This window comes from Salegentibacter haimaensis (genome assembly GCF_054121495.1).
Map to the genome: position 1 here is coordinate 13,003 of NZ_JBSYGH010000010.1, position 12,190 is coordinate 25,192.

The following is a 12,190-nucleotide window of genomic DNA, read 5'->3' on the forward strand; positions in this document are numbered from 1 at the left end:
GGCAAGGCCCCGGGATACACGGCACCAATCACCTTCAGGCTGAAGGCCTGACATATCACACCTTGGGGCAACGCCCCGGGATACCCGGCACCAATCACTCTCAGGCTGAAGGCCTGACATATCACACCCTGGGGCAAGGCCCCGGGATACACGGCACCAATCACCTTCAGGCTGAAGGCCTGACATATCACACCTTGGGGCAACGCCCCAAGCATCCCCCTAATATCGCCCCCGGCCCCGCCCATCCGGCCGACCGCTCATCACAGGCTACAATTGCGGGAAGGGAAGACTTCAACAAATGCAAAATTTTAAAACTTTCATTATAATTATTTTGCGACTTAAAAATTGCGTTCTATATTTGACCACAATGAAAAACAGAATTGCAAATACCTGGTGGTGGAACAACTTACGTCAAACGTCGTGAGCTGATTTGCCATTGTATCAATATAATTGAAAGGCCTGTCTCACGACAGGCCTTTTTTTATTTAATAACATTGTCATTTCCGCAGTTTATACCGAATTCACTTGGGTACAGGCGGAAATCTCGATCAAACAAAGGTCATTTCCGCGTAGGCGGAAATCTCTAAAAAGATAAAGAACTAAATTAGACTCCCGTCTTCACGGGAGTGACAATTGTAAAACATATGTTCAAATTAACCACAACTCATAAAAAACTCCTCGCCGACACCATTACCCCGGTGAGTGTTTATCTAAAACTGAGGGACAAATACCCAAACTCCCTGCTTTTGGAAAGCAGCGATTACCACGCCAGCGACAATTCGTTTTCCTATATCTGCTGCAATCCTATCGCAAGTATAAAACTTCAAAATGAAGTGATCACCGAAGTTTTCCCAGATGGAAGTAAGAAAAGCACTCACATTTCTGCGGAAATAAACATCCCCGAAAAGATCCAGGAATTCTCTCAAAAGTTTGATGCTAAAAATGGCAAATTCAAGTTCATCAACAACGGACTCTTCGGCTATATCGCCTACGACGGGGTGCGGTATTTCGAGAATATTGAAATCAGCAAAAAAGAGGGCGATCTTCAGATTCCCGACATTTATTACGCGGTTTACCAAAATATCATAGCGATTAACCATTTCAACAACGAGGCTTATATCTTCGATCACAGTTATAATACCGAAAGCCGAATTGAGGAGATCGAACAGCAAATAAAAGTTCGCAATTTCGCTACCTATAATTTCTCCAGGCAGCAAGCCCCTACTTCCAACCTTACCGATGAGGAGTTTATAGAAAATGTAAAACTCGGTAAAAAACACTGTCAGCGTGGCGATGTATTTCAAATGGTGCTTTCCCGCAGGTTTTCCCAGAAATTCAAAGGAGACGAGTTCAATGTGTATCGCGCGCTTCGAAGCATAAATCCTTCCCCCTATCTTTTCTATTTTGACTACGGAAGTTTTAAAATCTTCGGAAGTTCGCCTGAAGCCCAGCTGGTGGTGAAAGAGAGCCGGGCCGAGATTCACCCCATCGCCGGCACCTTCAAACGCACCGGAAACGACGAGGAAGATGCCGAACTGGCCAAAAAACTCGCCGCCGATGAGAAGGAAAACGCCGAACACGTTATGCTGGTTGACCTGGCCCGAAACGATCTTAGCCGCCACGGTAATGATGTAAAAGTCGAAAAATACAGGGAAATCCAGTTTTTCTCTCACGTGATTCACCTGGTAAGCAAGGTCACCGGGCAAAAAGATCCCAACACCAATACCATGGAGGTGGTGGCTGATACTTTTCCAGCGGGAACGCTTAGCGGAGCGCCAAAACACAGCGCGATGAAACTCATTGAAAAATATGAAAATGTGAACCGCGATGCCTACGGTGGCGCTATCGGATTTATGGATTTTGAGGGCAATTTTAACCACGCCATCATCATTCGTTCTTTCGTAAGCAAAAATCACCAGCTGCATTACCAGGCCGGCGCCGGCGTGGTGTCTGAATCAAAAGAGGAAAGCGAATTACAGGAAGTTTATAATAAATTGGGAGCTCTTACAAAGGCTTTGGAAATAGCAGAGGAAATATAGCCCTCCCCCCTCCCGAAAGCTATCGGGACCCTCCGAAGGAGGGGGAGTTTTAAATAATTTTAAAATAAATGAGTACTAAGAATAAAAATATTAATTCAAAGAATGCCAACTCCCTCCCCCCAGGGGAGGATCGGGCTGGGGCCAGTATGGCCAGTGGGACCAAAGTATTGGTTATAGATAATTACGATTCTTTTGTGTACAACCTGGTGCATTATCTGGAAGAACTCGGCTGCGAAGTGATCGTGAGAAGAAACGATCAATTAGCGCTGGAGGATGTAGAGGAATTCGATAAAATCCTGCTTTCTCCCGGGCCAGGGATTCCCGAGGAAGCCGGATTGCTGAAACCAATCATTCAAAAATATGCAGCAACCAAAAGCATTCTGGGAGTTTGCCTGGGCCAGCAGGCCATAGGCGAGGTTTTCGGTGGAAAATTGGGAAATTTGGAAAGCGTTTACCACGGGGTCGCTACCGATATTGAAATTTGCGTGGACGACGAGCCTTTATTTAAAGATCTTCCGAAGAAATTAAAGGTAGGTCGCTACCATTCGTGGGTAGTGCTTAAAGAATTGCCCGATTCCCTTATCGCCACCTCTTATGATGATAATGGCCAGGTGATGTCCCTGCGCCATAGAGATTATGATGTACGCGGCGTGCAATTTCATCCCGAATCGGTATTGACGCCAGAGGGGAAGAAGATGATTGCGAACTGGATACATTCCTGAGTCATTTCCGCGAAGGCGGAAATCTCTTAGAAACTCCAAATTTAATAGGTGCAATTAATTTATTATGAGATCAAATCCAGAATATCACGTATATATAATTACCAACCGTAAAAATGGCACCTTATATATTGGTATGACGGGAAATATAAAGCAAAGATTGTATCAGCATCGCAACAAAAATTTAAAGAGTTTTAGTGGGAGATATAATTTAAATAAATTAATCTATTATGAAAAATTTCATTCTCCATTGCTGGCAATTCAACGGGAAAAACAATTAAAGAAATGGAATCGGTTATGGAAAGTGAACCTGATAAATGATTTTAATCCTGATTGGGAAGACCTAAGCTCAAGATTCAAAAATTATTAAATATCCTAAAAGCGGCAAACCAAATTATAATTCAGACTCCCGCCTTCGCGGGAGTGACAAGGAAACAAAAATGAAAGCACTACTCAACCGACTCATAAACCACGAAACCATCTCCAAGGAGGAGGCCAAACAGGCGCTTTTCAGCATTTCGAAGGGGGAATACAACGAAAGCCAGATCGCGGCTTTTCTTACGGTGTATATGATGCGCAGCATTACAATCGAGGAACTGGAAGGTTTCCGTGACGGGCTTCTGGAACTCTGCCTGTCCGTAGACCTCAGCGCTTACGATCCTATCGATCTCTGCGGAACCGGGGGCGATGGCAAAGACACTTTTAATATTTCTACCACGGCTTCCTTTGTGACTGCCGGAGCAGGAGTAAAAGTCACCAAACATGGGAATTACGGGGTTTCTTCGGTGAGCGGAAGTTCTAATGTGATGGAACAGCTCGGCATTAAATTCACCAACGATGCCGGATTTCTAGAAAAAACGCTTGAGAAAGCCGGAATTTGTATTCTGCACGCCCCCCTGTTTCACCCGGCGATGAAAAATGTAGCCCCGATCAGGAAATCGCTTGCGGTGAAAACTTTTTTCAATATGCTGGGACCAATGGTGAATCCGGCATTTCCCAAGCATCAACTGGTAGGCGTTTTTAATCTTGAACTGGCCAGGATGTATGCGTATTTATATCAGAATACCGATAAGAATTTTAGCATCCTGCACGCACTCGATGGTTATGACGAGATCTCGCTCACCGGCAGCACCAAGATTATTTCAAATGATTCAGAAATGATGCTAAGCCCCGAAGACCTGGGGCTTGAACCGCTGAAGCAGGAAGAGATCGCCGGCGGTGGAAGCGTGGAAAGTTCAGCAAAGATCTTTACCGATATTTTAAGCGGAAAAGGTACTGACGCTCAAAAAAACGTGGTTTGCGCCAACGCCGGGATGGCCATCGCCACCGCAAAAAACCTGAGCCCGCAGGAAGGTTTTGCTGAAGCTCAGGAAGCCCTGAAATCAGGCCGGGCATTGGAAACCTTGAAAAAATTACAGGAACTTAGCAGGTAGTTTTTAGTCGTTAGATTTTAGTTTATAATATGGAGGTTAACAACAAACCACAAACAGTAAAAAATGAGAGCAGATTGCCACGGGCTGCGCCCTCGCCATGATGAATTTTAAAAAACCGAAAAGACAGAACCGGGAACAGACAACAGAGAACCGAATTATGAACATACTAGACAAAATAATAGCCGACAAACACAAGGAAATAGCTTTGAAAAAGCAGCTAATCCCGATTTCGCAACTGGAAAATTCTGCACTTTTTGACAGACAAACTATTTCTTTAGCAAACCGACTTAGAAATTCGACCAGCGGCATCATCGCCGAACATAAAAGGAGATCGCCATCAAAATCGGTGATCAATCAGGATTTGAATGTGGCCGATGTTGCCAGGGGGTATGAAAATGCCGGGGTTTGCGGGATGTCGGTCTTAACCGATGGCAAGTATTTTGGCGGTTCTCTGGAAGACCTGATATATGCCAGAGCTTCGGTAAAAATGCCTTTGCTGCGGAAGGAATTCATCATCGACGAATATCAGCTGCTGGAGGCCAAAGCCCACGGCGCCGATGTGATTCTGCTTATCGCTGCGGTGCTGGAGCGGGAGCAGATAAAACAGCTTTCAGAATTTGCAAAAAGTCTGAATCTCGAGGTGCTGCTGGAAGTGCACAATGAAGAGGAACTCCAAAAATCTATTATGCCCAGCCTGGATATGCTGGGCGTAAATAACCGAAATTTAAAGACCTTTGAAGTAAGCACCGAGATCAGCAAGCAGCTTTCAGGAAAAATCCCTTCCGACTTTGTAAAGGTTTCCGAAAGCGGAATTAGCTCTGTTGAAGCGATAAAAGATTTAAAAACCTATGGCTACAAAGGCTTTTTGATAGGAGAGAATTTTATGAAAACCGAAAACCCCGGGGAGGCTGCCGGAGAATTTATAAAGGAGTTGGAAAACAATTAAAAGCTCTCCTCCTTTTCAAGGAGGAGTACCCGGAGGGGGAGGTGGTTTTCTTTCGTTGAAAAAGAAGAAAAGATTGCCGTGGGCGATGCCCTTGTAATGACAATATTCGTGAATTCGTGGCGAAAACTTACGCACGGATCAAGATAAAAATTTAAGATGGAGACCTGACAGGTTTCTGAAACCTGTCAGGTCTGAAGAAATAAAAATTACTTCTGGAGAAAACGAGAGAATAAGAGAAAAAAGAATATTTAAAAATGTCAAAGCTGAAAATCAAAATCTGCGGGATGAAGCAGCCCAAAAACATCAGCGAAGTAGCCGAGCTGCAGCCAGATTATATGGGGTTCATTTTTTATGAAAAAACGCCGCGTTTTTTCGAGGGAGAAATTCCGCAGCTGGATTCAGAAATAAAAAAGACCGGGGTTTTTGTGAATGCTTCCGTAAATTTTATCCTGGAAAAGGTAAAAAATCACAAACTCCAGGCGGTGCAGTTACACGGTGGGGAGTCGGCGGAATTTTGCAGCGAATTAAAAACCATCTTCGCAGGGATGGATGAAATGGAACTTATAAAAGTGTTTTCGGTAAAAGAGGAGTTCGATTTTTCAGAATTAGCAGGCTTTGAGGGCATAGTTGATTACTTCCTCTTCGATACCAAAGGAAAAACCAATGGCGGCACCGGAGTAACTTTTAACTGGGAGCTTTTAAAAAATTATCCCTCCTCCACCCCGTTTTTCCTCAGCGGCGGAATTGGACTCGAAGAAATTGAAGCCATCAAAAAGCTTCAGCATTATTTCAAAAATCAGGGTAGAAATGAGATTTTCTATGCAGTAGATCTCAATTCAAGGTTTGAACTGGAACCAGGGTTTAAAGATGTAGAAAGATTGTCTGCTTTTATAAAGCAGGTATAAGTTTAAGATTTAAATTGAAAACTAAAAAGCTGAATAAATAATAACTGCCTGGCCTGAATTTCACGCAAAGTACGCAAAGCCAAACGCAAAGGGCGCAAAGAATTTAGATTGATTTTGAAGTTTATGGTTTGGGGTTTATTGTTAAAAACCGAATATAAATAACAGGGACAAATATCAATAATAAAATAATCCGGCAGCGATGTCGTCCCAGTAACAAGTGTATTCGTGACCGAAAAGATCTTGAATAGACCTGACAGGTTTTCGAAACCTGTCAGGTCTGGACCAGAGCTTAAGGTAAACAGGTGAGGCATAAATGAATCTGGCAATGAAATACAAAAATATTAGTGTATTCGTGGCAAAATAACTTAGTTAAATCCGTAAAGAAAATTGCCCCGGGCCTCGCCCTAGCAACGACAAGTAAAAGACCTCACAGGTTTCCAAAACCTGTGAGGTCTGAAAAGAAGATTACCACGGGCTTCGCCCTCGCAATAAAGAAAAATAAATAGTTTAGAGTTTGTGGTTTCTATAACCGACAACTTATAACCGACAACAGATAAAAAAATGAGTTATCAGGTAAACGAAAAAGGATATTACGGCGATTTTGGCGGAGCTTATATTCCCGAAATGCTGTATCCCAATGTTGAGGAGCTGCGCAGGCAGTATCTCGATATTATGAAGGAAGAATCTTTCCAGAAGGAATTCAAAGCGCTTCTGCGCGACTACGTGGGGCGGCCCACCCCGCTATATTTTGCAGAGCGCTTCAGCAAAAAATACAACACCAAAGTCTACCTTAAACGCGAAGATCTTTGCCATACCGGGGCGCATAAGGTGAACAACACCGTGGGCCAAATCCTTATGGCCAAACGCCTGGGCAAAAACCGTATCATCGCCGAGACCGGTGCCGGCCAGCACGGGGTAGCAACGGCGACGGTTTGCGCACTTATGGGCATTGAGTGCATCGTCTATATGGGCGAGATCGATATCGAGCGGCAGGCTCCCAATGTAGCGCGTATGAAAATGTTGGGGGCAAAAGTCGTTCCCGCTAAATCGGGTAGCCGAACGCTTAAGGATGCCACTAACGAGGCGATTAGGGATTGGATCAATAATCCGCTGGATACGCATTACATTATAGGTTCGGTGGTTGGTCCGCATCCCTATCCCGATATGGTGGCCAGGTTACAGGCGGTGATTTCTGAAGAGATCAAAGTGCAGCTGAAGGAAAAGGAAAACCGGGAGAATCCCGATTATGTTGTGGCCTGCGTGGGCGGTGGAAGTAATGCCGCCGGTGCTTATTATCATTACCTCGATACCCCTGAAGTAGGCATCATCGCGGTGGAAGCCGCCGGAAAAGGTATAAATTCAGGAGAAAGTGCAGCGACTTCGGCTTTGGGAAAAGAAGGCATTATTCACGGTAGTAAAACCCTGTTGATGCAAAGCGAAGACGGGCAGATCACTGAGCCCTACTCCATCTCTGCCGGACTCGACTATCCCGGGGTTGGACCTATGCACGCAAATTTATTCAGAAGCGGGCGTGGGGAATTTATCTCTGTAACCGATGAAGCTGCGATGCAGGCCGGGCTTGAACTGGCAAAACTCGAAGGCATTATCCCTGCCATCGAAACCTCACACGCCCTGGCGATTTTTGAAGACCGGAAGTTTAAGGAAAATGAGATTGTGGTGGTGAACCTTTCCGGGCGCGGGGATAAGGACCTGAGTACGTATATTGATTATTTTAAGTTGTGAATTTCCGGCAGACCTCACAGGTTTCTAAAACCTGTGAGGTCTTAAGATGGTTGCCGCGGGCTATGCCCCCGCAATGACAATATTAGTGTATTCGTGGCAAGAAAGAAGAAAAGATTGCCGCGGGCGATGCCCTCGCAATGATGTAAAAATAAAAGTTTAGGGTTTAGGGTTTGTTGTTTATTTTCTAACAACAGATAGCCGAGAACAGACAACGGACAATAAACTCCAAACAACAAACAACAAACAACAAAAAATGAACAGACTACAAAAAACATTAGCGCAGGATAAAAAACTGCTTTCCATATATTTCACCGCCGGATACCCGGAGCCTGAAGACACGCTTTCCATCATCAAAGACCTGGAAAAAAGCGGGGTCGATTTTATTGAAATCGGGCTGCCTTTTAGCGATCCGCTGGCCGATGGGCCTACCATCCAGGAAAGTTCTACTATTGCCCTTAAAAATGGGATGACCACTAAAAAGCTTTTTCAGCAACTGGAAGGGATTAGAAATGAAGTTGAAATTCCGCTGATCATTATGGGCTATTTTAACCCTATACTTCAGTTTGGGGTGGAGGAATTCTGTAAGAAATGTGCTTCAGCTGGTATAGACGCTCTTATCATTCCCGATCTTCCGGTAGAAGAATACAATGAAAAATACCGGGACACATTCGAGAAACACGGCCTGAGCAATATCTTTTTGATTACCCCGCAAACTTCCGAAGATAGGATTCGGTTTATCGATTCGGTTTCAGACGGATTCATTTATATGGTTAGCACCGCCAGCGTTACGGGCTCTACCAAAGGATTTAGCCGGGAAACCCGGGATTATTTCCGAAGAATTTCAGCAATGAAACTCCGGAATCCGCAGATTATTGGTTTTGGAATCAGCGATGAAGAAACCTACAACCAGGCTACCGAATTTGGGAAGGGCGCCATTATTGGTTCGGCTTTTATCAAGCATCTTAATCAGGGTGGCAAGAATGATATTGCCAAATTTATTAAAAATATCAGGCCACTTTAACCACATTCTAACATTCCCTTGGCAGCTTTTAAGACTCCTGTTTCTTAACTTAGTAATTCACTAAAAAAGAGAAGATTATGCCAGGACCAATTGAAAAAAATAAAAAGCGAAGAAGAGAAGAACAGAAAAATCCTACCAATCCTACCGGAAATCGGAATGAGAAAACCAATGAGGTAGATTTTGATGAAAAGACCATAAAAGACCAGCAAAACAAAAAGTAGTTTATGGGTAGAGGAGATAAAAAGACAAAACGTGGCAAGATCGCCATCGGCACACACGGCAGGTTACGCCCCAAGCGTAAAAAGTTTAAGGTAAAGCCTACCACAATGGCCGAACAGGATAAAAAAGAACTGGAATAGCGGTAAAATGCTATTCAACAGTGGTCCCGGGTTCAGGAGCTTATCTTGAGTCCGGGATTTTTTTTGTTCCGGTTGCCGGTTGTCGGTGAAAAATTCAAGATTTAAGATTTAGGATTCAAAGTTTTTTGGCGGGTTGGATTCCGCGTCGCTGCGCTCTGTCGGGATGTCAAAAACTCCATTTGCGATAATCATTTAAATCTGCGTCATCGGCATTCCATAAAAAATTCAAGATTTAAAATTTAAGATTCAAGATTGTTTCTTTCAGGATGAGATTCCTCGTCGCTCCTCTGTCGCTCTGTCGGAATGACAAAAAATCAAAAATCATAAATCAATTTTGCGATAATCCTTCAAATCTGGGTCATTGGTGATCTATTGATGTAGGTTGTTGCCGGTTGCCGGTTGCCTGTTGCCTGTTGTCGGTGAAAAATTCAAAATTTAAGATTCAAGGTTTTGCGGTGGTGGGATGCGACTCCTCCGCGCTTCGCTCTGCCGGGACATCAAAAACTCAATCTGCGTCATCTGCGTTCCATTGTTGTAGCTTGTTGTGGGTTGTGGGTTCTCGGTTAAAAATTCAAAATTCAGGATTTAAGATTCAAAGTTTTTCTCGTCGCTTCGCTCTGGCGACAAGTCAAAAACTCAATCTGCGGAAATCCTTCCAATCTGCGTCATCAGCGTTCTATTATTGCAAGTTTCACGCAATCCCGATAACTATCGGGACCGCGAAGCTTAACGCAAAGCTCGCAAAGACCTTTTTAATTCAAAATTTAGGATTTAAGATTCAAGGTTGTTTTGGCTATATTCAATCTCCGGAATCCTTTCAATCTGCGTCATCTGCGTTCCAATCCCTTTAATAACCTCAAATTTCTACCTTCGTGCTTCTAACCTCGTACTTCAATATCAAGCTCGCAAAGACCTTTAATTCAAGATTAAAGATTCAAGGTTTTTGAGCAACAAATTAATCTGTGAAAATCCCTCAATCTACGTCATCTGCGTTCCAATCCCTTAAATAACTTTAAACTTCTACCTTCGTACTTCTAACCTCGTACTTCTACCCTCGTACTTCAATATCAAAACCATTCCCTGTACTGCATCACCCGGAAGTCTATCGTATTAAAATTTGGGTTGGCTTGTTTGAGTTGCTTGTAGAGCGGCATACTGCCAATAGCCCGGTTGGCAGAGCCTGATGGTGCCGTGAGGGAGACGGTCTCGATTCGCCGCCTGCCAAGAAAAAATTCGTGAACCCTGGGAGCTTCGGTAGAAACCGGTTGCAATTTGATATTTTCATCTATTTCTCGCAGATGTCTTCTAAAGAAATATTCGGGGCCGTTGCGGGAGTTCCCTCCTGTGAATAGCAATCTCTTAATCTTTGGATACCTGCGTAAAATCCCAATCATATCGCGCAATTCCACCTGCTGCATTCCCAGGTCGCTAGCATCGATCTTATCGCGTTTGCTGCTTTCTACCATATCGCAGATGCCAATGCCCCGCTCTTTTAAAAAATCTATACGCTGCTGTTTGGCTGCTTCCGAAGTTTCAAATTTGAGGTTGAGCTCAAAGATCCGGTCAAGCACCAGCCATAGGAGTCCGTCGCGGCTGCCGTAGCAGAAGTCTACATCGCCTTCTTTAAACTCGCCCATCGTAAATCGCGGAGGTGGTAAAGTACCTACGATAAGTTTGGTGGCGTTTTCAGGGATAAAGGGGCGATATGGATGGGTGTGGTGGAAGATGTTGTTTGTTGTTCGTTGTTTGTGGGTTCTCTGTTATGGGTTGAAAATTCAAAATTTATGATTTAAGATTCAAGGTTTTTGGGTGGGATGCGATTCCTCGTCGCTTCGCTCTGTCGGGATATCAAAAACTCAATCTCCGGAAATCCTTCAAATCTGCGTCATCGGCGGTCTATAAAAAATTCAAGATTTAAAATTTAAGATTCAAGGTTATCTTCCAAAATTCAATCAGCCTATGTCATCGGCATTTCATTATTGCACGTTTCACGCAATCCCGATAACTATCGGGATCGCCAAGCTTAACGCAAAGCTCGCAAAGACCTTTTAATTCAAAATTTAGGATGTAAGGCTCAAGGTTTTTTGGAATATTCAATCTCCGGAAATCCTTCAAATCTGCGTCATCTGCGTTCCAATCCCTTTAAAAACCTCAAACTTCTACCTTCTAACTTCGTACTTCTAACCTCGTACTTCTAACTTCGTACTTCAAACCTACCTCACAAATACCGGTTCGTTTTGCTTTTTGGTGTCCTGTTCGCTAAAGCGGTAGTCCATATAATCGAAGCCTTTGATGTCTTCCAGAGTTTTGGCATCTGAGTCGATGATATACCTCACCATAGCGCCCCGGGCCTGTTTCGCGAAGAAACTGATGATTTTGAGTTTTCCGTTCTTATAATCCTTAAAAACCGGAGAAATTACCGGGACTTTGAGTTTTTTAGCGTCTATCGCCTTAAAATATTCCTTGCTGGCGAGGTTGAGAAAAAGCTCGTCGTCCTGGAGTTCGCTGTTAAGGTACCCGGTCACTTTTTGTTGCCAAACCTCATAGAGATTCTTTTTGCGGTCTATGCCAATATCGGTTCCCATTTCGAGTCGGTAGGGCTGGATGAGATCCAGCGGGCGCAGAATTCCGTACATTCCCGAGAGGATGCGCAAAGTATCCTGAAGCCGGTCGAGTTTTTCGGTAGGAATGCTGTAGGCATCCAGGCCGGTGTACACATCGCCGGCAAAGGCGTAGGCTGCAGGCCTGGAGTTTTTCCTGTTATGTTCCTCCTGAAAATCCTGGTATCGGCTATAGTTAAGCTCGGCCAGCTTATCGCTGATGTTCATCAAGTCTGAAAGTTCTTTTTTGCTAAGTCGGCTAAGTTTGCGGTTTATTTTTGCGGCGGTTTCCAGAAATTCGGGTTGGGTACCGCGACTCGTAGGTAATTTGCTTTCATAATCCAGGCTTTTCGCCGGACTCACAACTATCTTCATAAGGGCAATGTTTTGACTCAAAGATAAGTGAAAGCCCCAAAACCTGAAAC

General features: G+C 44.1%; 13 protein-coding genes. 11 read left to right on the plus strand and 2 right to left on the minus strand.

The features are described 5' to 3' along the window. From ACW6QP_RS10375 to ACW6QP_RS10425, 11 genes are all read left to right on the plus strand, one after another. Positions 1-326 (plus strand): hypothetical protein (locus tag ACW6QP_RS10375; protein ID WP_457910805.1); only part of this gene is annotated, 326 nt, incomplete at its 5' end. A gap of 318 nt (positions 327-644) precedes the next feature. Further along, complete coding sequence (locus tag ACW6QP_RS10380; RefSeq protein WP_457910806.1) at positions 645-2,039, plus strand: anthranilate synthase component I family protein; 1,395 nt, start codon at positions 645-647, stop codon at positions 2,037-2,039. 146 nt (positions 2,040-2,185) lie between these two features. Beyond that, positions 2,186-2,761: an anthranilate synthase component II gene (locus ACW6QP_RS10385; RefSeq protein ID WP_457910934.1), complete on the plus strand. Its 576-nt coding sequence runs from the start codon at positions 2,186-2,188 to the stop codon at positions 2,759-2,761. A 64-nt stretch (positions 2,762-2,825) separates the two neighbouring features. Then, a complete protein-coding gene (locus ACW6QP_RS10390) occupies positions 2,826-3,128 on the plus strand; it encodes a GIY-YIG nuclease family protein (protein WP_457910807.1) in 303 nt (100 codons plus the stop codon). A gap of 70 nt (positions 3,129-3,198) precedes the next feature. Continuing rightward, positions 3,199-4,191, plus strand: coding sequence for an anthranilate phosphoribosyltransferase (gene trpD / locus ACW6QP_RS10395; RefSeq protein WP_457910808.1), 993 nt, complete (start codon positions 3,199-3,201; stop codon positions 4,189-4,191). A 157-nt stretch (positions 4,192-4,348) separates the two neighbouring features. After that, on the plus strand, positions 4,349-5,137 hold the full coding sequence (trpC, locus tag ACW6QP_RS10400; RefSeq protein ID WP_457910809.1) for an indole-3-glycerol phosphate synthase TrpC: 789 nt from the start codon (positions 4,349-4,351) through the stop codon (positions 5,135-5,137). Between the two features lie 254 nt (positions 5,138-5,391). After that, a complete protein-coding gene (locus ACW6QP_RS10405) occupies positions 5,392-6,042 on the plus strand; it encodes a phosphoribosylanthranilate isomerase (protein ID WP_457910810.1) in 651 nt (216 codons plus the stop codon). Between the two features lie 561 nt (positions 6,043-6,603). Continuing rightward, entirely contained in the window at positions 6,604-7,785 is a 1,182-nt protein-coding gene (trpB, locus tag ACW6QP_RS10410) for a tryptophan synthase subunit beta (protein ID WP_457910811.1), read from the plus strand. Between the two features lie 253 nt (positions 7,786-8,038). Continuing rightward, positions 8,039-8,806 carry a tryptophan synthase subunit alpha gene (gene trpA / locus ACW6QP_RS10415; RefSeq protein WP_457910812.1) on the plus strand — a complete coding sequence of 256 codons (768 nt, stop codon included), beginning with the start codon at positions 8,039-8,041 and terminating at the stop codon, positions 8,804-8,806. Positions 8,807-8,883: 77 nt separating this feature from the next. After that, positions 8,884-9,027, plus strand: coding sequence for a hypothetical protein (locus ACW6QP_RS10420; RefSeq protein ID WP_457910813.1), 144 nt, complete (start codon positions 8,884-8,886; stop codon positions 9,025-9,027). Between the two features lie 3 nt (positions 9,028-9,030). Then, positions 9,031-9,165: a 30S ribosomal protein THX gene (locus tag ACW6QP_RS10425; protein ID WP_457910814.1), complete on the plus strand. Its 135-nt coding sequence runs from the start codon at positions 9,031-9,033 to the stop codon at positions 9,163-9,165. A gap of 1,067 nt (positions 9,166-10,232) precedes the next feature. On the opposite strand, the gene ACW6QP_RS10430 is transcribed toward ACW6QP_RS10425, so the two are convergent. Both ACW6QP_RS10430 and yaaA read right to left on the minus strand, forming a co-directional pair. Then, complete coding sequence (locus ACW6QP_RS10430; RefSeq protein WP_457910935.1) at positions 10,233-10,892, minus strand: uracil-DNA glycosylase family protein; 660 nt, start codon at positions 10,890-10,892, stop codon at positions 10,233-10,235. Between the two features lie 486 nt (positions 10,893-11,378). Next, positions 11,379-12,140 (minus strand): peroxide stress protein YaaA, encoded by a 762-nt coding sequence (yaaA, locus tag ACW6QP_RS10435; protein WP_457910815.1) that lies wholly within the window; start codon positions 12,138-12,140, stop codon positions 11,379-11,381. Between the last annotated feature and the right edge of the window lie 50 nt (positions 12,141-12,190).